The sequence below is a fragment of the Streptomyces sp. NPDC111656 genome, from assembly GCF_055656965.1.
In genome coordinates this window covers 382,587-401,600 of sequence record NZ_JBVKCA010000009.1, presented here as the reverse complement: position 1 = coordinate 401,600, position 19,014 = coordinate 382,587, and the positions used below count along the sequence as shown (strand labels likewise).

The following is a 19,014-nucleotide window of genomic DNA, read 5'->3' as shown; positions in this document are numbered from 1 at the left end:
AGACGAAAGCCAGGATGAAGATCACCCATGTCGAAGTACACCGGATCGATGTTCCGGCAGCCAGTCCGCCCTTCCGCTGGCGCGACGGGCTGAGCGGCAGCGCTCCGGTGGGCGACGGCGCGGTCCTGCACATCGGGACGGACGAGGGGGCCGAGGGCGTCGCGCTGTTCGCCCGCCCTGGCGCCCACCTCGTCCTGCGGGACCTGGTGGACCGGGTCTTCCGCGCGGAACTGGTCGGAGCCGACCCGTTCCAGCGGGAATGGCTGTGGCACCGGGTGTGGGAGCTGGACCGTATCCACGAACTCCCGCTCCCCACCCTGGGGTTGATCGACATCGCCCTGTGGGACCTGGCCGGCCGCTACTACGGCGAACCGGTCTGGCGTCTGCTCGGCGGCTTCCGGGACGCCATCCCCGCCTACGCCTCCACCTCGACGTTCTCCAGCGTCGCGGAGTTCCTCGACGTGGCGGACCAGTGTCTGGCCCTGGGGTATCGCGGTATCAAACTGCACGCCTGGGGCGACGCACGCCGTGACGCGGAACTGTGCCTGGCCCTGCGCGAGCACGTCGGTCCGGACGTCCCGCTCATGTACGACGGTTCGGCGGGCTTCGACCTGCCGGACGCGATCCGGCTGGGGCGGGCGCTCTCCGAGGCCGACTACCTCTGGTACGAGGAGCCGATCCGCGAGTTCAGCATCTCGGCCTACCAGCGGCTCGCCGAGACCGTCGACGTACCGCTGCTGGTGGCGGAGACCTCCGACGGGGCGCACATGAACGCGGCGGACTTCATCCGGGCCGGTGCCGCCACCTTCGGTGTCCGGGCCGGCACCACCCTCCGGGGCGGCATCACCGGCGCCATGCGGACCGCGCATCTCGCCGACGCCTACCGGCTGCGGGCCGAGGTGCACGGTTCGGACATCCCCAACCACCACCTGTGCATGGCCATCGCCAACACCACCTACTACGAGTCCCTGGTGACCTCGGTGAACGTCGTCCGAGAGCGCCATGTGGACGACCAGGGCCTGGTGCACGCCCCCGTGGGGCCCGGCATCGCCCTTCCCCTCGATTTCGGCTACGGCAGCCAACTCCTGCCGTTCGTCGAGCAACCGCGCTGAGCGGCGCGAGAACAGAAAGGCAAGGCAAGACGATGGAGTCTTCCCGATCTCCGAGAACCGGCCGGCGGCACTCGCTGCTCCGCGCGGCGGCCATCACGCTGTCCCTGGCCACCGCGGCCGCCCTGGCCGGTTGCGCCAGCGCCGACACCACCACCCCTTCCTCCTCCGGCACGTCGGCGTTCAAGCCGGTCACGCAGAAGGAGGGTTCACAGATCACGGTGTGGGCCGACTCGACCAGGCTGCCGTCGGTGCAGGCCTACCAGAAGTCGCACCCCGACGTGAAGATGAAGATCGTCACGTACGACGGCGGCGCCGACGGATCAACGTATCTGCAGTCGAAGGTGCAGCTGTTCGACCGGACCGGCAGCGGCTGGCCGGACGTGGTGTTCGGCAATCCGACCGACGTGACCTGGGCGTCGGAGGCGACCAAGCCAGGCGCGCGGCCGTTCGCCGCGCCCCTGGACGAGAAGCTCGTACCGCAGAGCACCCTGGACGGATTCGCCAGGGGTTCCCTGACGCCCTGCCAGTTCGGCGGCCACACCTACTGCATGCGCAATGACATCGCGCAGGTCCTCCTCTGGTACAACAAGTCCCTTATGGACAAGTGGGGTTACCAGGCCCCCACGACATGGCAGGAGTACGAGGCCCTCGGCAAGAAGGTCGCCAAGGAGCACCCGGGCTATCTGGTCGGCTCGGTCGGCGACACCAACTCCCATGAGTCGTACTTCTGGTCGGGCCAGTGCCCCGCGTTCAACCTGGTGAAGCCCGACACTCTGCGCACGGACCTCCAGGACCCGAAGTGCACCCGGGATGGCAACGCTGCTGGACAACCTGATCAGCGCCAAGGCCGTCGCCACGCAGGGCTTCTTCAGCCAGGGCTTCGCCAAGGACAGCGGCAGCAAGGTCCTGATGGCGTACGGCCCTTCGTGGTACGGCCAGTACCTGTTCAAGGCCGGCTTCAAGACTCCGGCCAAGCAGATCGCCGCGGCACCCCCGCTCGCCTGGGAGGGAGAGAGCACGACCGCCACGGGCAACGTCGGCGGCGGTGTGTGGATGGTGTCCTCGCACAGCGCGAACCTCAAGGCGTCCTCGGATCTGGTCACTTGGCTGACCACCTCCGACGAGAACCAGGCCACGGCGCCCACCTACCCGGCGTACACACAGGCCGCGAAGGCATGGCTGGCGAACCCGGCGAACAAGGACTACTTCGCCAATGATGTGAGCGGGCCGTTCGAGCAAGCCGCGAACGCGGTGTGGACCGGCTGGTCGAACACCAAGTTCTCGGACTCCACCGCCTGGTCCAGCGTCGTCCTCCCGGCGCTGACCGCCGGAAAGAGCCTGACCGAGACGCTGCCGGCCTGGCAGCAGGAGATCGTCGGCGAGGCCAAGACCCAGGGCTACAAGGTGGTCGATCAGTGACCTTGCTGGAGACCGAGCGCGTCGCCGTCTCCCCCGTACGCCACGGCACCACGCCGCGGCGCACGGGCCGCGGTCGCGCGGGCTGTTTCTTCGTCGCCGGGTACGCGCTGCTGCTGCTCGCGTTCGGCGTCTTCCCCACCGGGTACGCGTTCTACCTGTCGCTCACCAACGACCGGGGCCAGTTCACCGGGCTCAACCAGTTCGTGAAGGTCGTCCAGGACTACCGCTTCGCCCCGGCCTTCACCCACATGCTGATCTACCTGGTCATGTGGCTGGTGACCCTCGTCGTCCTGGTCGTGCTGACCGCCGTGGTCCTGCGCAGCCGCGTACGTCCGGGCACCTCGGCGCTCTTCCGCTTCCTCTTCTACATCCCCGGCGCCCTCGCCGGAGTGGCGAGCGTCCTGGTCTGGCTGTTCATGCTGGACCCCGACGTCAGCCCGGTGTCGAGGCTGCTCACCGCGATGGGGTTCAAGACGTTTGCCGCCGTCCTGGCGCCCGGCAACCTGCCGCTGATCCTCATGCTGATCGCCTTCTGGACCGGCGCCGGCGGCTGGATGGTCGTGATGTACGGGGCGTTGAACAACATCCCCGACGAGGTGCTGGAAGCGGCCCGCATGGACGGCGCGGGCCCGTGGCGCACCGCCTGGCACATCCAGATCCCGATGATCCGGCAGTGGATCGTCTACATGACGATCATGGCCTTCGCGACGGGCACCCAGCTGTTCGTGGAGCCCCAACTCCTCCAGACCGCCAGCCTCGGCAGGGTGAGTCCCACCTGGTCGCCGAACCAACTCGCCTACGTCTACGCCTTCCAGCAGGGCGACTTCAACGGCGCCGCCGCGATCTCCGTCGTCCTCCTCGCCGTGGGTCTCCTCGCCGCCGGGCTTCTGGTCGCCCGCTCGAACCTGTTCAAGTTGGACGAGAAATGACACAGACGACTCCCTTCCTGACGGCCGTGGGGCGACGCGCCCGCCCGTCAAGGAGCCTTCCCTTCCTGGTAGTCGGCCTCCTCCTGGCCTTTCTCCTTGTGTTCTTCGTGCTGCCGGTGATCTGGCTGCTGCTGGCCCCGTCGAAGACCGCAGGCGAAGTCGTGCGGGACAACCCGCTCTCCTTCGGTTCGTTCCATCACATCGGCACGGCCTGGCGGCACTTGTTCGCCTTCCAGGACGGCGCCATGTCGAGGTGGCTGCTCAACTCGGCCATCTACTCGGGCGGTTCACTCGTCCTGACGCTGGCCGTCAGTGTTCCGGCCGGCTACGCGCTGGCGCTGACGAGGTTCCGGGGACGCAAGACACTCCTCGTGATCACCCTGGTCACCATGATCATGCCGCAGGCCACCCTGGTGCTGCCGATCTTCCTGGAGCTCAACCGCTTCCATCTCATCGGCACCGTCTGGTCGTTGATCCTCCCCTTCTCCTTCTATCCGTTCGGCGTGTACCTGGTCTACATCTACTTCGGGAGCAGCCTCCCCAGGGACCTGCTGTCCGCCGCGCGCATCGACGGCTGCACGGAGTGGCAGCTCTTCTCCCGCATCGCGCTCCCGCTCGCCAAGCCGGTCGTCGGACTGGTCGCGTTCTTCAGCTTCGTCGGCAACTGGAACAACTTCTTCCTGCCCTATCTCGTGCTGCCGAACAGCGAGCAGTTCCCCGTCCAGGTGGGTCTGAACCAACTGCTCACCTCCACACCGTCGTTCAACCCCGTCGCCGGCGCCGGATTGAACATCACCATCCCCGAACTCGCCCTGGCCGTCATCATCGCCATCCTGCCCGTGCTGGTGCTCTTCGTCTTCTCGCAGCGCACGCTGGTGTCCGGGATGCTCGCCGGATCGAGCAAGGAATGAGCGGCACCCTGGCCGCGAAAGGAGACCGCGTGTACCGGCTCGATCCGCGCTACGCCCCCGCCCCGCAGGCCGCCCTCCACACGGGTTGGCAGGCCGTCACCTCCCAACTCCCCTACGGCTCCGCAGCGGTGGCCATCGAGGGGCCCCCGTCCGTCGACTGGTCCCTCCTCGCCGATCGCCTCGCACATGAGCTGACCGAGCGCGGCACCCCCGTCACCCTGCTCGACATCCGGAGCCACTACGCACCGCCGGCGCTCGTCAGAAGCCGTACCGAACGACCGGCGGACGCCGACGACCCCTACTTCCGCAAGCTCGCCGACAACCCTCTCGACGACCTCTTCGAGACCCTCCCGGTATCCGCACCGCCGGCGGAGGGACTGCTCCTCGTCTACGGGCCCGGCGCCGCCCTCGTGGATCACGACGTGCTCTGGTATGCCGATGTGCCCAAGCGCTACGCGGAGGCCGCCGTCGGCGCGGGTGATGCGGGCACCAACCTCGGTCTGCCCGACGAGAGGCCCGACTTCAGGCGGCTGTTCTACATCGACTGGCCGATGATCGACCAGCACCGCGACTCGCTCGCACACCGCCTCGATGCCTGGCTCGACATGCAGAGCCCCGACCACCCGGCGTGGATCGACGGAGCAGGCCTGCGCGCCACGTACGCCGCGCTGGCCCGCAAGCCCGTCCGCACCCGCCCGTACTTCAACTCCACTCCCTGGGGCGGCCATTGGGCACAGCGCGAGCTCGGCTTCAACCCCGACTCCCGCAACACGGCACTCGGTTACGAACTGATCGCGCCCGAGGCCGGCATCCTCATCGGCACCGGACCGGAGTCCCAGGCCGAGGTGCCGTTCCAACTCCTGTGCGTGCTGGAACCGTCGAGCGTGCTGGGGGCAGAGGTGCACGCCCGCTTCGGTACGTCCTTCCCGATCCGCTTCGACTACCTGGACACCGTCGGCGGCGGCAGCCTCTCCGTGCACTGCCACCCCAAGGAGTCGTACATGCGCGAGCGTTTCGGCTGGGCGTACACCCAGCACGAGACGTACTACCTGACCCTCGGCAGCGACGACACCAAGGTGTACCTCGGCCTGCGCGAGGACGCCGACGTCGACGTCTTCCGCAAGGAGGTGGAGCGGGCCATCACCGACGGAGTCCCCATGGACCCCGAGGACCACGTCCTGGCCTTCCCCGCCGAGCAGGGCCAGTTGTTCATGATCCCGGCGGGCACCCCACACGCCAGCGGCGCGGGCAACCTCGTGCTGGAGATCAGCGCCACCCCGTACCTCTACAGCCTGCGGTTCTACGACTGGCTGCGGCCCGGCGCCGACGGCAACCCGCGCCCCCTGCCCTACGAGCACGGGTTCGCCAACCTGGAGACCGGCCGACGCGGTACGGCCGTCGCCCGTGACCTGGTTCAGCAACCGCGCACCCTGCGCGAGGGTACCGGCTGGCGGGAGGAGGTCATCGGCGAACTGGCCGAGATGTTCTACGAGGTCAGACGCTTCGTGCTCGACGCCGGGGCCGAGGCCGCCGACGACGCACAGGGCCGGTTCCACATCCTGAACGTGGTCGAAGGGGAAGGCGTCACCGTGCACACGGCGGCCGGAGACCGGCACGAACTCGCCTACGCGGAGACACTCACCGTGCCGGCCGCGGTCGGCCGCTACACCCTGCGAGCGTCCGGTGGCGGCCCGGTGCGTGTCGTGAAGGCATTCGTCCGTTGATTCCTGTCCTGGAGATCGGCGGCACCCATGTCACCGCGGCGCTCGTCGACCTGCGCGACGGACGTGTCACCAGCCGCACGCGCAAGCCGCTCGACGCGGACGGCGATGCCGAAGACATCCTCGGCGTCGTCCGACACTGCGCCGACGGCCTACCGGTACCTCCTGGTGCGCGGTGGGGCGTGGCGGTGCCAGGGCCGTTCGACTACGCGAGGGGAGTTGCCCTCTTCAAGGGCGTGGGCAAATTCGACGCCCTGTACGGGATGGACCTGCGCGCAGCACTCCTCGACGGACTGCGGCAGCGTCCCGGCGACGTCGTGTTCCTCAACGACGCCCACGCCTTCCTGACCGGCGAATGGTCCACGGGCACCGTCCGCGGGCACCGCCGCGCCGTGGGCATCACGCTCGGCACCGGTGTCGGCTCGGCATTTCTCGCCGACGGCCGCATCTGCGACAGCGGTCCCGGCGTACCACTCGAGGGGCGGATGGACCTCACCGAGATCGATGACCGGCCGCTGGAGGACACCGTCTCACGCCGGGCGATCCTCGCCCGCTACGGCGACCCCGCCGCTGATGTACACGACATCGCCGGACGAGCCAGAGCCGGGGAGGCACGGGCTCAACGGGTGCTTGACGACGTCTTCACCGGACTGGGCGTCGTACTGGGCCCGCGCCTGCTGGACTTCGGCGCGACCGCCCTGGTCGTCGGAGGCTCCATGGCCCGCTCCTGGGACATAGTCGCCCCCGCGCTGTCCACCGGTCTCGTGACCGGAGGCTGGACGGCCGGCGCACGGCGTACTCGTGCGGTGAAGCCTGCCGACCCCGCGGGGGACGCCGCGCTGGTGGGCTCGGCCCGCGCGGCGGTGCGCGTAGGCGGCGGAACCAGCTGAAGTCGGCCATGGTCGGCGGCGGCGTCATACCGGTGGGGCGGGTGCGGCCGGGGCGTCACCGAAGGTTTCGGTGACGCCCCTGATGTGTCGATCGGCAGGTCGGCTCTCGCGTGAGGGCACATACCTCCTCGTCCGGCTCAGGCTGTCGACAGCGCGCACTCGCCGCGGTCGGCCTTCATCGGGCCGGCGGCGGTCGGCAGGACGTCGAAGTCGAACATGGCGGTGGGTACGTACAGCGAGCAGCAGGCGTTGGGGATGTCGACGATGCCGCTGATGCGTCCCTCTATGGGGGAGGAGCCGAGCAGCAGGTAGGCCTGCTCTCCGCTGTAGCCGAACTTCTTGAAGTACTCGACGGCGTTGAGGCAGGCCCGGCGGTAGGCCAGCGTCGCGTCCAGGTAGTAGTTCGTGTCCGTGTCGTGGTCGACGGAGATCCCGATGAAGGTGAGGAACTCCGTGTACCTCGGCTCGACGTTGCCGGGGATGAAAACGGGGTTGGTGGAGATGCCATAGGTCTCCATGCCGCCCTTGATCAGGTCGACGTGGAAGTCTATGAAGCCGCCCATCTCGATGGCGCCGCAGAAGGTGATCTCTCCGTCGCCCTGGCTGAAGTGCAGGTCGCCTCCGGAGAGCTTCGCGTCCTTGACGTGCACGGGGTAGAAGACCCTCGATCCCCGGGTGAAGTTCTTGATGTCGTGGTTGCCTCCGTTCTCGCGGGCCGGCACCGTGCGTGCGCCTTCCGCGCCGATGCGCTTGGCGAGGTCTCCGGTGGCCGTACCGGCGAGTGCGTTGGTGCCGTCCGGAGGTACGGCGAGGGGCGGGACCCGGTTGGGGTCCGTGTCGATCAGCGCCTGCTCGCGGGCGTTCCAGCGGGCGAGCATCTCGGTGGACGGGGCGGTTCCGAACAGCCCGGGGTGGGTGATTCCGGTGAAGCGGATCCCGGGAAGGTGGCGGGATACGGCCTGCTGTCCGTGGAAGTCCCATACCGCCTTGTAGGCGTCCGGGAAGTAGTCGGTCAGGAAGCCTCCGCCGTTGGCCTTGGCGAAGATGCCGGTGTAGCCCCAGCCCTGTCCTGCCGAGTCCCCGGTCTGCTGCGGCACGGGGCCGAGGTCGAGGATGTCGACGACGAGCAGGTCGCCGGGTTCGGCACCTTCCACGCCTATCGGGCCGCTGAGCATGTGAGGGATGGTCAGGTCGATGTCGCGTACGTCGTTGGCGGTGTCGTTGTTGCCGACCTGGCAGTCGGTCCAGTCGCGGCACTCGATTCGGAACTCCGATCCCGGCCGCATCATGGCGACCGTGGGGACGTCCGGATGCCACCTGTTGTGTCCGGGAACGTCCTGGTCACGCATCGACTTGCTCTGGTCCACACTGAATACGACTTCAGGCATGACAGCCTCTCATCTTTGATCCGGTCAGGACGTTGCGCCTGTACTTCCGGCCGATTCCGTCGGGGCCGACTGCCGCGGTTTCCTGGTGAGCGGCCACAGCGCCGCGAACACGACGACACCGAAGGCTCCGAGGGCGATGGCGATCTCCGTGGTGTGCTTCCAGTAACCGGAAAGCAGCAGCGCCGCGGGAATGACACCCGTGACCCAGCCCTCGATCGCCGTCACCCAGCCCACATAGTCGGACAACCCCGTCTTCTTGAGCCCGAGCAGCAGGAAGAACAGGAACCACAGGAAGGCCCAGTAGAGCCAGATGACTCCGAACGGGTAATCCTTGAAGAGGTGGAAATTGACGAACGAATACCCAAGGGCCACGATCGCCACGAAGAGGGAGTAGTAGCCGACACAGATGTTGTCGATTCCGGCGAGCAGGACGATACCTACATAGAGGTAGGTGAATCCGAACAGATAGATTCCGGATGCCGCCAGAATCTTCAGTTGGTCATCGCCGGCCGTGAAGATGAGGTAGGTCGGCGTCAACACCTGCAGTGCGCCCACGAAGAGGTTGAATACTGCCGCGGACCTGGGGTCAACCCTCCCCAGCAGCAACAGCCCGTTCAAGAACAGCACAGCACCGACAAAGAGCAGTCCCACGTTGCCCACGGGGACACACCTCCTAAGTCCGCGTGGGGGACGTAATCACGTGGCGCCCTGGCCGCCGATGAGCTGCCGGGCATACGGCTCGGCTCACGGCCCGCGTCGCGTGATTCCGCATTCCGCGTACCGCAGCGGGAACGACGTCGTGTTCCGATGTCGAAACCCGCATGAGACGTTCTGCCTTGTCGACCACCGCCCTCAGAGACGCGGCAGCCGCGAGAGTGCGGGGTGCGGGTGCCGTGGCACCCTTCTGCGTGGCGGCACTTGGGAGACTACTGCCGGGGCCTCACGCGCCTGCTCCTCCCGGACATGGAGGGCGGCGACCGCGTTCGGGGTCAGCGCGAGACCGGGCGAGGAATACACACGCCTCGCAGCGCCTGCACAAACAGGGCAACCGTAAGCTTTGGGCGCCGTCCCGATTTCCAACTTCACATCGAAGGACCCACAGCGGCTGCATAGATATTCGTAGGTTGCCATCAGCAGCCTCCGGATTTCGGTGGACGCTGGCCAACCCGAGCGAGTGCGGCGTGCCCAGATAGGCGTACACCACAGCATGTTTCCTAACTTCAAGGAGACGTCGCGTAGATCCACCTGTCAAGTCCCCGACGACTGTGCCCGCCCTTTCTCAGAACGACCCGATGGCGAGCCCCGCCGCTGCCGCCAACAGACCCACCGCGAGGCTCGAAGCGCCGTACAGGAAGGAGTTTCTGACCTGTCCCTTCTCGTACAGGTGCACCAACTCGTAACTGAATGTGGAGAACGTCGTATATGCGCCGCAGAAGCCGACGCCGACAATGGCCACGGCCTGCTCCGGCAGCCCGTGCCGTGCACCGAGGCCCTGCACCACGCCCAGCACGAACGAACCGGTGATGTTGATCAGCCACGTGCCGCGCGGGAACAGGCCCGGGCTTCGGTACTGCACGTACTGGTCGAGCACGTAGCGTGCGACTGCCCCGACCGCGGCCGCGGCACCGACGGCGAGCAGGATGATCACCGGACCCACCAGCCGTACCTGCGGGCGCGGCTGTGCCGCGCGGCGAGCCGTACTCGCCGGGCCAGGGCCATCCTGCCGATGGCCAGGCCCAGAGCGGTGGCGGCCAGTCCGGCGAACAGACTGCCGAAGACGTTGAACGCCGCAACTGCGTAATGGCCGTGACCCAGAAGGTGATCGGTGTCGACCATCCATGTCGAGAATGTGGTGAAGGCGCCGAGAAACCCGACGGCGGCGAAGGGTCGCACGTACCGGGTCGGCGGCCAGATCTCGAGCACATACACGAGCAGCAGCGCCAGCAGGAACGCACCGGACACGTTGATGGCGAACGTCGTCAACGGAAACGTCCCCCGCGACGTGGGAAACGCCAGTCCCAGTACGTAGCGGGCCGACCCGCCCAGGACGCCGCCGAACGCGACCGCCGCCAGGACGCCCTTGCGCAGACGTGAGCGGAACGGCTCCCGTGACGGCGTGGGTCCGCCTCCTGTCTCGGGCTCGCCACGCGGCTCGGGCTCGGCATCGGAGATGTATGTGGGCTCTCGGGATTCTCTCTCGGGCCCGGATTCGTCCGCCCGCATCAGAAGCCTCCGTACAGAACACGGATCGGTACACACTGTCGCCCAACTCCTGGCGCAGGCCCCGTTAATATCCGCATCCTTATCCACTGGTCCGTCTCCACCATATCCGTGGGGATTGCAGCGCCAAGGCATGCTCAACTAAAATTCAAGATCATCGGTACCCGACCGGTTCAGCCGGAGCGGAGGCCCCACCGATGGAGGACGGCCATGGCAAAGATCCTTGCGGTGCTCTATCCCGACCCCGTGGGCGGTTATCCTCCCGACTACGCCCGCGACGAGATTCCGGTCATCACCGGCTATCCGGGCGGTCAGACAACGCCGACTCCACAGACCATAGATTTCACTCCGGGGCAGCTTCTCGGCTGCGTCTCGGGAGAACTCGGACTACGGCGGTTCCTGGAGGACCGAGGCGATACCTATGTCGTCACCAGCGACAAGGAAGCACCGGACTCCGCCCTGGACCGCGAGCTGCCCGACGCCGACGTGGTGATCTCGCAGCCCTTCTGGCCCGCCTATCTGACCCCCGAGCGGATCGCCTCCGCTCCCCGGCTCAAACTCGCGATCACGGCGGGGATCGGGTCGGACCACGTCGACCTGCCGAGCGCCATTGCCCACGGCATGACGGTGGCGGAGGTGACCTACAGCAACAGCATCAGCGTGTCCGAGCACGCCGTCATGCAGATCCTGACCCTGGTGCACAACTACATGCCGGCCCACGACTGGGTGACCGCCAAGAAGGGCTGGAACATCGCCGACAGCGTCTCGCGCGCCTACGACCTCGAAGGCATGGACGTCGGCGTCCTCGGCTCCGGCCGTATCGGCCAGGCGGTACTGCGTCGCCTGGCGCCGTTCGACGTCACGCTGCACTACAGCGACGTGCACCGGCTGCACAAGGAGGTCGAAGAGGAACTACGGCTGACCTGGCATCCCGACGCTCGCTCGCTGGCCTCCTCGGTCGACGTGCTGTCGATCCACACCCCGCTGCATCCGCAGACGCAGAACCTCTTCGACGACGACATGATCGGCGTCATGAAGCGCGGTTCGTACATCGTCAACACCGCACGCGCGCTCATCGTCGACCGGGACGCCGTGGTGCGGGCCCTCAACAGCGGCCAACTGGCCGGTTACGCCGGTGACGTCTGGTATCCGCAGCCGCCACCGCCCGACCATCCCTGGCGCACCATGCCGTACGAGGCGATGACGCCGCACGTGTCCGGTTCGACCCTCTCGGCGCAGGCCCGCTACGCCGCCGGCACCCGGGAGATCCTGGAATGCTGGTTCGACGGGCGCCCCATCCGTCCGGAGTACCTGATCGTCGACGGCGGTGGGCTTGCCGGCACGGGGGCGCGCTCCTACACGGTCGCCGGATAACGCATATTGAGCCGGAACGGCGCGGTTCCCGCCAAGCACGGCGAGGTCTCTGGTCGGCGCCTTGCCGACCGGCAACCTGAGAATTCCGGCTCAATAACAGACGGCGGAGAAGAAATCAGCAGAAGATCCATTGGAAGATACAGCCGAAGATCCACCGCGCGAGTGGGTAATGGACCTTCGGCTATGTCTTGCCTGTTGGGAGCCCATACCTCCTGTGATCCGACTCACCCCGAATCTACTGGCGGGACGCGGCCGAGACCCTTAGTTTGCTAAACAGACAGATTTTTTCTATGCGAAGGCAACGGCGCCGCGCATACTGTTTCGCAAGATATTCAAGGCGAACGCCGGGAAGGTGGATCAGTGAGCAGCATGGACGCCGTATGGGTCCGGGGCGTGAACGGCATTCAGTTGCATCACGTGACCGATCTTCAGGATGCCGGCCGGTTTTTGGGCAACGCGGCGATGGCACTGCGGGCCGCGCACGTAAGGACCGGCGCCGACCGGTACTCCAGCATCGCCGTCGAGCTGAAGAGCTTGGTGGAGCGAGTGCGGGAACTGGAGGACGAGGCGCGGTCGAGCATGCACGACCTGCACTCCGCCGACCCTGAGCGGTTCGCCCGCTGCCGGGACGGTCACGAGCCGTGGCCTGGTGAGATCCCGGCGGGATTCATCCCGCGCCACACCTGCAAGGACGAGTGCCTCTACCACGATCGTGACGTCCTCGACGCCATTACGCAGTGCACCTGCGGCCGACCGCCGTGCCGGGCATGCGAAATCGGCGGGAAGCTCTGAGGTTCCGTGCCTCCTTTCCGAGATCGACACCCTGTTCTGCAGCGACCGGTGCAGTCGGCCGACCACAGCCGGTGACGACCCCACGTCGTCCCCACGTCGTCCCCAACATCACGGCGCTGGCGCCACACGCTTCCCTGCCAACGCCCAGAGGCTCCGCCCCGGTGCTCGGGGCGGAGCCTCTGTAGCCGTTGCCGCAGGCCAGGACATCTACGTACAAGCTATCGGCCAGTGATGGGCTGCACCGGGGCGAGCTGCGCCTCACTGATGCGGGGACTGTCTGCGGTCAACGACCCCGGGGGGCTCCGCGCCGCTTTTGTGCGGGCGGGGGCGGCGGGGAGAAGGTGTCTTCCTCCTCGTCCAGCGGCGGCAGGTCGACGGTGTAGCGCGGCTGGAGAAAGAGATCGCTGTGCTGCAGCGCAGCTCGCGAGCCTGCCGTGTCCTGTGCGGGCTGGGCAGGATCGAGATGGGGAGAGGCAGAAGTCATGTACAACCATCCAGGGTCGAGGGCCGCGCAAATCCAAGACGGAGCTGTCGACCGGTGGTGATCAGTATTCGTCATACTCCGCGTGCGCCTGCCCATTAGATCCTATGGGCGACGGCGCGTGGTCGGCGCGCAGCGCGAGGAGCGATGCAGTGGGATCGGGTCGTCCGCGCCGATCCGGACGCGCCCAGTCGCCGGAGTGAGCGCCGGCGCATGGGCCGCTGGGCTGCGCGGGTCTCTACGACCGTGGGAAGACCAGAGGGCCAATCTCCTGCTGTGCGAGATCGATCAGGAGGCTCAGCCCCTGGCTTTGCACAAGAGCCTCAGGATCTCCCTGGGCGTCAGGGTTGTGGTCGGGATGCCTGACGGTCTCGCCAAGGGCTTCCGCGATCGCCTCGTCATCGTCAGCAGCCAGAGCACAGGCCAGCGCCAAGGTGGCCGCCCGAGGGGTCTCCGGTCACACAGCAGCCAGGCTTGCGATCCGTGTAATGACATCAGTCCCGGCGCAGGCGGCCGCAAGCACGGCAAGCGCGAACTGCGCCACCTCAGGCTCCTCGTCCCATTGCGCAAACAGGCGAGGAGCATCCCCTCGAACGGCTTGCCGGACGGCTCGCTCGCTGTCAGTCTGCTGCCGCAGCACAGCCTCGGTACTGACGAACCCCTGCGGATCCAGCGCCTCATCACGCAACGCGGCCGTCGCCGCTTCGGCCAGCGTCACCGTCAGAGCGGCACGGACCGCGGCAGCGGCCTGCCTGTCGATGACCACGTCCGCGAGAAGCACCGCCGCACCTGCAGTGCCAGTGTCCAGTGCGTGGGTGTGAAGCAACTGATCGAAGAGCGCGCCGAGCACTTCTGCGTCGTCGGCGAAAGTGTCCATCTCCTCATCCAGCCACTGCATCATCGAGGCCGGCACAGGCAGATGTGCGGCAAGCCGCCGCGACACGGCAATACGCAACCGGTCCAGAAGCGGGGCTGCTTTCTCGCCGGGCTCAGCCGCCGGAGACGGTGGCCGGGGCGCCGATGCCGATCTGGAGGGTGGTGGGGGCGGCGCAGCATCCGCCACCTGATTGCTGGGCGTCCTCGCGCTCGTCGAACAGGCCGGCGCCACCGCACACGCCGGTCTCCGGAAGGCTCAACTCCACGCGTTCGGCGGCCTCCTGGTCGCCCGCGAGTGCGGCGGTGACGGAACGGACCTGCTCGTAGCCGGTCATGGCGAGGAACGTGGGGGCACGGCCGTAGGACTTCATGCCGACCAGGTAGACGCCCTCCTCCGGGTGGGAGAGCTCGTTGACGCCGTGCGGGTAGACCGTGCCGCAGGAGTGCACGTTGGGGTCGATCAGCGGGGCCAGCGCGGTCGGGGCATCGAGGCGCTCGTCGAGGCCGAGGCGGATCTCGGAGAGGAAGGCGAGGTCGGAGCGGAAGCCGGTCAGGACGATGACCTCGTCGACCGGGTCGAGGCGTCGGCCGTCGTCGCCGACCAGGATGAGCCGTCCGTCGTCCGCCCGCTCTATGGCCTCGGTACGGAATCCGGTGACCGCGTCGGCGTAGCCGTGGTCGACCGCGGCCTTCGCCGCCAGCCCCAGCGCACCGCGGGCGGGCAGTTGGTCGGCTTCGCCGCCGCCGAACGTGGATCCGCTGATGCCACGCCGCAGCACCCACACCGCGTGTGTGCCCGGCTCGTCCTCGGCGACGTCCGCGAGGGTGGCCAGCGCGGTGAAGGCGGAGGCGCCGGAGCCGACGACGGCGGTGCGCTTGCCCGCGTAACGCGTGCGGACGGCCGGGTCCTTGAGGTCGGGGACGCGGTAGGTGACGCGGTCAGCGGCGGCCTTTTCCCCGAGGGCGGGCAGACCGTCGGCCCCGGCCGGGCCGGGCTTGGTCCAGGTGCCGGAGGCGTCAATGACGGCGCGCGCGAAGATGCGCTCCTCCTCGCCATCGGCGGTGGTGAGGTGCAGGACGAAGGGCCGGCTTTCGCGGTCGGCGTCGACGATGCGGTCGCGTCCGGTGCGCGAGACCCCGGTCACCGTGGTGCGGTAGCGCACGCGGTCGCCCAGGACGTCGGCCACTGGCTGCAGATACTGCTCGGCCCAGTCGCCGCCTGAGGGGTACGTGGCCGCGTCGGGCTTGGTCCAGCCGGTCGGCGCGAGGAGCTTCTCGGCGGCCGGGTCAGTGACCTCGCCCCAGGTGGAGAACAGCCGGACGTGACCCCACTCACGCACCGCGGCACCGGCGGCCGGCCCGGCTTCCAGGACCAGAGGCTCGATGCCGCGTTCGACGAGGTGGGCGGCGGCGGCCAGGCCGATGGGGCCGGCTCCGATGACCGCGATGGGCAGCTGGTCGGTGGCGGGCACTTCGGTAGAAGGCGCAGTCACGACGATTCCCCTTTGCTTCGACGTTTGTCGATGTCTTACGCCGCAAGCGTGACACCTGATTCGACAAGCGTCAACATAGACGTTCATCGAATCAGGAGATCGATTGCGGAGTCGCCGACATCGCCGTTGGCGTCGGGCCGACGGGGCAGCCGCTCTCTAGTTCGACATGTGTCAACATAGACACATGTCGAATAAGAAGGTTCAGCCGCTGCTCGAACCTGAGGCTGCTGAATCCGTGGCGCCATGCTGCCGGCCGCTGACGGAGCGTCCGCTGAGTGCCGAGGAGGCGGAGCGGACCGCGGCGATGTTCAAGGCGCTCGGCGACCCGGTGCGACTGCGGCTGTTCTCGCTGGTCGCCTCGCACGAGGGCGGCGAGGCGTGCGTGTGCGACATCTCCGACGTCGGCGTCTCCCAGCCGACCGTCTCCCACCACCTGAAGAAACTGAAGGAGGCCGGGCTGCTGGCCTCCGAGCGGCGCGGCACCTGGGTGTACTACCGAGTGGAGCCGTCGGTGGTGGCAGCCATGGCACATTTGCTGAAGATCGCCTGACAGCCGTCGCCAGGGCGGGTCACCACAGGGCCATGGGCATCGATCAGCGGACAAGCTCCGCGACCGCGCGGGCCGCGTCCCTCGCAGGCCGACCCACGCCGATCAGTGTGGCGGAGGCCGGCCCGGTCCATTCGGCGCCGCCCTGGACGAGCCGGGCGAACATCGGCGTGGCCTTGAGCAGGCCGCGGTCGCGTGCCGTGCGTACGGGCGGGACGGCGACGATGTCGCCGAGCGAGGCGACGCCACCGGTGTCCGTACCGCCTTCGTCGAGAGCGCGGCGGTGGGCGGTGGCGGCGTCGAACAGAGCACGGCCGTCGATGTCGTCGGCCAGGAAGCGGGGCGGGCGCTGGGTGACCCAGGTCGGATCGGCGTCGTAGGCGAGGTCGGCGGCGATCTGCGCGCCGGAGTTGCCGCCCCAGACCACGATCACGATCACGCGGCGGCCGACGATCTCCTGGGGTGTGCTGTATTCGACGGTGTGCAGTTGTGCGATTCGACGGTGTGCAGCTGTGTACCGCCGAAGTCCCAGCGCCCGGGCACCGCGGGCAGGAAGGGCCGCCACCAGGTCCCCGTCGCGCTGTTGACCGCCCGTGCGCTCCAGGCCCCCAAGTCGGCCTCTCCGCAGGAGTTCACCGTCCCGCTGCACGCCCACGACGCGCACCGGCCGCTGGACTCGCTGCCCAGTCGGCGCGGGTGGTACCCGGCGGTGAGTCCGGCCTGACCGCCGCCGATCACCACGACCTGGGTCGGCTGTGTCATGCGGCGGGCTGCTCGGCGGGCGCTCGGCCGGGCATGAAGATGAGCGCCACCAGCGCCAGCCCCACTACCGCGCCGACGAGTTGCATGCCGATGAAGCCCGCGACGGAGCCCGGCGCGATGCCCGCGAAGGTGTCGGTGAAGGCGCGGCCGATGGTCACCGCCGGGTTGGCGAAGGAGGTGGAGGAGGTGAACCAGTAGGCGGCGCCGATGTACGACGCGACGGCCACGGGGGCGAAGCGCAGGCGGTCGGTGCGGGCCAGGCCGAAGATCAGCAGGATCAGCCCGGCGGTGGCGACGCCCTCGCCGAGCAGCAGGTGCCCGGCCGAGCGGTCGTGCGTGGACCACTTCACCAACTGCTCGCCGAACATCGCGTCGGCCAGAACGGCGCCCGCGATCGCGCCGACGATCTGCGCGGGGACATACACGACCGCTTCCCGAAGCGTGACCCCGGCGCCGCCGCCGCGTGCCGTCCACCACTCGGCCAGCGTGACGGCGGGGTTGAAGTGCGCGCCGGAGACCGGGCCGAGCAAAGTGATCAGGACGCCGAGCCCGAAGACGGTGGCCAGCGAGTTGGCCAGCAGCTGGAGGCCGACGTCGTGGGTCAGCTCCGTGGCCTGAATGCCGGAACCGACCACGACGGCCACCAGGGCCGCCGTGCCGACCAGTTCGGCGGCGGCCTTGGCGATCAGCGGGGTACGGGGCGGTGGGGCCCCCGGGGCGGGCTCCGGCTCGCCGGCGGGTATGGCGGACCCCGTGGCGGACTCGTGGGTGGCGGTCAACAGGACTCCTCGGTGCGGTCGCCTCGGGCGACGGGTACTCGGGCGACAGGTACTCGGGCGACAGGGGTCAGGGACCGGTGATCAGGGACAGGACCGCTTGACGTTGTTCTCGGCGGTGACACGCGCGGTCTCCGCGAGGTCGGCGAACTGGCCGGCGAGGGATGCGATGACGTCGGGCTTGAGCCGGTAGTAGGTGAACCGGCCGCACGGCTCGGTCTCCACGACCCCGGCTTCGCGCAGCACCTTGAGATGGTTGGAGAGGTTGGTCTGCTTGACCCCCGTCTCCTCGATCAGGTGCGTGCTGCAGAGGGTCTCCTGGGCGAGCAAGGTGACGATCCGGAGCCGGAGCGGGTCGGCCAGAACCCGGATCAGATCAGTGTCGACTGATGTCATCATGGACTGATACTCTCACATCATTCCAAGCTGATATCATCTTGCACTGAACCCTGGGACCCGCATCCCGTCGAAGGGGTTTCTCATGACCGCGTCCCCGCCTCCCGTCCTGCCCGATGAACGCCTCGCGGCCGAGCGGCTGGACGCGCTCGCCCATGTCGAGGGAGCACCCGGCCTCGGGCTGCGCCGGGTGCTGTTCGTCTGCAGCCACAACGCGGGACGCTCGCAGATGGGCACCGCGCTCCTGACTGACGAGGTCGTCCAGGCCGCCGACATCGTCATCACCGTGGGCTGCGGCGACGCCTGCCCGGCGGTGCCCGGCCGTCGCTACCTGGACCGGCATGTTGCCGACCCCGAGGGCGCACCGATCGGCGTCGGGCGCATCATCCGCGACGAGATCGACGCCCGCATCGCCGAACTGCTCGACTCCCTGCCGAGCCGCTGAACCCCCTGCCCCGCACCACCGGTCGCACCAGCCGATCCACACCATGAAGGAAGAACCGATGTCCTCCAGCCCGCTCGCCTCCGTGCTGTTCGTCTGCGTCCACAACGCCGGACGCTCGCAGATGGCCGCAGGATTCCTCGACCACCTCGCGGGCGACCGGATCGAGGTCCGCTCCGCCGGATCCATCCCGGGTGACCAGGTCAACCCGGCCGCGGTCGAGGCCATGAAGGAAGTCGGCGTCGACATCGCCGACGCCAAGCCGAAGATCCTCACCACCGAGGCCGTCCAGGCGTCGGACTACGTCATCACCATGGGCTGCGGCGACGCCTGCCCGATCTTCCCCGGCAAGAAGTACCTCGACTGGGCACTGGAGGACCCGGCGGGCAAGGCCGTCGAGGCCGTCCGCCCGATCCGCGACGAGATCAAGACCCGCATCGAGGCCCTGATCGCCGAGATCGACGCCAAGCAGGAGGCGTGACCAC

The 19,014-nt window shown here is 68.1% G+C and carries 21 protein-coding genes and 1 pseudogene; 11 read left to right on the top strand and 11 right to left on the bottom strand.

Annotation, left to right across the window (positions count from 1 at the left end; all coding sequences use genetic code 11):
• Nucleotides 1-14 precede the first annotated feature (14 nt).
• The 6 genes and pseudogenes from ACZ7M3_RS27570 (at nucleotide 15) to ACZ7M3_RS27545 (ending at nucleotide 6,982) form a co-directional block, all read left to right on the top strand.
• Nucleotides 15-1,112, top strand: coding sequence for an enolase C-terminal domain-like protein (locus ACZ7M3_RS27570; RefSeq protein WP_472066439.1), 1,098 nt, complete (start codon nucleotides 15-17; stop codon nucleotides 1,110-1,112).
• 32 nt (nucleotides 1,113-1,144) lie between these two features.
• Nucleotides 1,145-2,531 (top strand): annotated as a pseudogene (locus tag ACZ7M3_RS27565) (ABC transporter substrate-binding protein).
• A complete protein-coding gene (locus tag ACZ7M3_RS27560) occupies nucleotides 2,528-3,460 on the top strand; it encodes a carbohydrate ABC transporter permease (protein WP_472066437.1) in 933 nt (310 codons plus the stop codon). Before ACZ7M3_RS27565 ends, ACZ7M3_RS27560 begins: the two are co-directional and overlap by 4 nt.
• Nucleotides 3,457-4,371, top strand: coding sequence for a carbohydrate ABC transporter permease (locus ACZ7M3_RS27555; protein WP_472066435.1), 915 nt, complete (start codon nucleotides 3,457-3,459; stop codon nucleotides 4,369-4,371). Before ACZ7M3_RS27560 ends, ACZ7M3_RS27555 begins: the two co-directional genes overlap by 4 nt.
• A gap of 29 nt (nucleotides 4,372-4,400) precedes the next feature.
• Nucleotides 4,401-6,095 (top strand): class I mannose-6-phosphate isomerase, encoded by a 1,695-nt coding sequence (locus ACZ7M3_RS27550; RefSeq protein WP_472066481.1) that lies wholly within the window; start codon nucleotides 4,401-4,403, stop codon nucleotides 6,093-6,095.
• On the top strand, nucleotides 6,092-6,982 hold the full coding sequence (locus tag ACZ7M3_RS27545; RefSeq protein ID WP_472066433.1) for an ROK family protein: 891 nt from the start codon (nucleotides 6,092-6,094) through the stop codon (nucleotides 6,980-6,982). Before ACZ7M3_RS27550 ends, ACZ7M3_RS27545 begins: the two co-directional genes overlap by 4 nt.
• A gap of 137 nt (nucleotides 6,983-7,119) precedes the next feature.
• Here ACZ7M3_RS27545 and fmdA read toward each other — a convergent pair whose 3' ends face one another.
• The 5 genes from fmdA to ACZ7M3_RS27520 all read right to left on the bottom strand — a co-directional run bounded on the left by fmdA (nucleotide 7,120) and on the right by ACZ7M3_RS27520 (nucleotide 10,593).
• Nucleotides 7,120-8,370, bottom strand: coding sequence for a formamidase (gene fmdA / locus ACZ7M3_RS27540; protein WP_452972455.1), 1,251 nt, complete (start codon nucleotides 8,368-8,370; stop codon nucleotides 7,120-7,122).
• A gap of 24 nt (nucleotides 8,371-8,394) precedes the next feature.
• Nucleotides 8,395-9,030, bottom strand: coding sequence for an AmiS/UreI family transporter (locus ACZ7M3_RS27535; RefSeq protein WP_472066431.1), 636 nt, complete (start codon nucleotides 9,028-9,030; stop codon nucleotides 8,395-8,397).
• 192 nt (nucleotides 9,031-9,222) lie between these two features.
• Entirely contained in the window at nucleotides 9,223-9,501 is a 279-nt protein-coding gene (locus ACZ7M3_RS27530) for an FmdB family zinc ribbon protein (protein ID WP_358734270.1), read from the bottom strand.
• A 148-nt stretch (nucleotides 9,502-9,649) separates the two neighbouring features.
• The gene (crcB, locus tag ACZ7M3_RS27525; RefSeq protein ID WP_472066429.1) at nucleotides 9,650-10,018 is read right to left on the bottom strand and encodes a fluoride efflux transporter CrcB; all 369 of its coding nucleotides are present in this window, start codon (nucleotides 10,016-10,018) and stop codon (nucleotides 9,650-9,652) included.
• Complete coding sequence (locus tag ACZ7M3_RS27520; protein WP_472066427.1) at nucleotides 10,015-10,593, bottom strand: fluoride efflux transporter FluC; 579 nt, start codon at nucleotides 10,591-10,593, stop codon at nucleotides 10,015-10,017. Before ACZ7M3_RS27520 ends, crcB begins: the two co-directional genes overlap by 4 nt.
• Before the next feature lie 207 nt (nucleotides 10,594-10,800).
• On the opposite strand from ACZ7M3_RS27520, the gene ACZ7M3_RS27515 reads away from it, so the two are divergent.
• The gene (locus ACZ7M3_RS27515) at nucleotides 10,801-11,964 is read left to right on the top strand and encodes an NAD-dependent formate dehydrogenase (protein ID WP_472066425.1); all 1,164 of its coding nucleotides are present in this window, start codon (nucleotides 10,801-10,803) and stop codon (nucleotides 11,962-11,964) included.
• A gap of 369 nt (nucleotides 11,965-12,333) precedes the next feature.
• The gene (locus tag ACZ7M3_RS27510; RefSeq protein WP_472066479.1) at nucleotides 12,334-12,756 is read left to right on the top strand and encodes a hypothetical protein; all 423 of its coding nucleotides are present in this window, start codon (nucleotides 12,334-12,336) and stop codon (nucleotides 12,754-12,756) included.
• A gap of 938 nt (nucleotides 12,757-13,694) precedes the next feature.
• Here the strand turns inward: ACZ7M3_RS27510 and ACZ7M3_RS27505 are convergent.
• Both ACZ7M3_RS27505 and ACZ7M3_RS27500 read right to left on the bottom strand, forming a co-directional pair.
• The gene (locus tag ACZ7M3_RS27505; protein ID WP_472066423.1) at nucleotides 13,695-14,192 is read right to left on the bottom strand and encodes a hypothetical protein; all 498 of its coding nucleotides are present in this window, start codon (nucleotides 14,190-14,192) and stop codon (nucleotides 13,695-13,697) included.
• Nucleotides 14,193-14,226: 34 nt separating this feature from the next.
• On the bottom strand, nucleotides 14,227-15,606 hold the full coding sequence (locus ACZ7M3_RS27500) for an FAD-dependent oxidoreductase (RefSeq protein ID WP_472066421.1): 1,380 nt from the start codon (nucleotides 15,604-15,606) through the stop codon (nucleotides 14,227-14,229).
• Between the two features lie 184 nt (nucleotides 15,607-15,790).
• Here ACZ7M3_RS27500 and ACZ7M3_RS27495 point away from each other — a divergent pair, with 184 nt between their 5' ends.
• Nucleotides 15,791-16,156 carry an ArsR/SmtB family transcription factor gene (locus ACZ7M3_RS27495; protein WP_472066419.1) on the top strand — a complete coding sequence of 122 codons (366 nt, stop codon included), beginning with the start codon at nucleotides 15,791-15,793 and terminating at the stop codon, nucleotides 16,154-16,156.
• A gap of 43 nt (nucleotides 16,157-16,199) precedes the next feature.
• Here ACZ7M3_RS27495 and ACZ7M3_RS27490 read toward each other — a convergent pair whose 3' ends face one another.
• The 4 genes from ACZ7M3_RS27490 to ACZ7M3_RS27475 all read right to left on the bottom strand — a co-directional run bounded on the left by ACZ7M3_RS27490 (nucleotide 16,200) and on the right by ACZ7M3_RS27475 (nucleotide 18,090).
• Nucleotides 16,200-16,592 (bottom strand): hypothetical protein, encoded by a 393-nt coding sequence (locus tag ACZ7M3_RS27490; protein ID WP_472066417.1) that lies wholly within the window; start codon nucleotides 16,590-16,592, stop codon nucleotides 16,200-16,202.
• A complete protein-coding gene (locus ACZ7M3_RS27485) occupies nucleotides 16,589-16,915 on the bottom strand; it encodes a hypothetical protein (RefSeq protein WP_472066415.1) in 327 nt (108 codons plus the stop codon). Before ACZ7M3_RS27485 ends, ACZ7M3_RS27490 begins: the two co-directional genes overlap by 4 nt.
• Nucleotides 16,912-17,694, bottom strand: coding sequence for an aquaporin (locus ACZ7M3_RS27480; RefSeq protein ID WP_472066413.1), 783 nt, complete (start codon nucleotides 17,692-17,694; stop codon nucleotides 16,912-16,914). The genes ACZ7M3_RS27485 and ACZ7M3_RS27480 overlap by 4 nt, the downstream gene beginning before the upstream one ends.
• 81 nt (nucleotides 17,695-17,775) lie before the next feature.
• Nucleotides 17,776-18,090, bottom strand: coding sequence for an ArsR/SmtB family transcription factor (locus ACZ7M3_RS27475; RefSeq protein ID WP_388519892.1), 315 nt, complete (start codon nucleotides 18,088-18,090; stop codon nucleotides 17,776-17,778).
• A gap of 82 nt (nucleotides 18,091-18,172) precedes the next feature.
• Between ACZ7M3_RS27475 and ACZ7M3_RS27470 the strand changes: the two genes are divergently transcribed.
• Together ACZ7M3_RS27470 and ACZ7M3_RS27465 are read left to right on the top strand one after the other, a co-directional pair.
• Nucleotides 18,173-18,532 (top strand): low molecular weight phosphatase family protein, encoded by a 360-nt coding sequence (locus tag ACZ7M3_RS27470; RefSeq protein ID WP_472066411.1) that lies wholly within the window; start codon nucleotides 18,173-18,175, stop codon nucleotides 18,530-18,532.
• A 58-nt stretch (nucleotides 18,533-18,590) separates the two neighbouring features.
• Nucleotides 18,591-19,010: an arsenate reductase ArsC gene (locus ACZ7M3_RS27465; RefSeq protein WP_472066409.1), complete on the top strand. Its 420-nt coding sequence runs from the start codon at nucleotides 18,591-18,593 to the stop codon at nucleotides 19,008-19,010.
• Nucleotides 19,011-19,014: the final 4 nt, after the last annotated feature.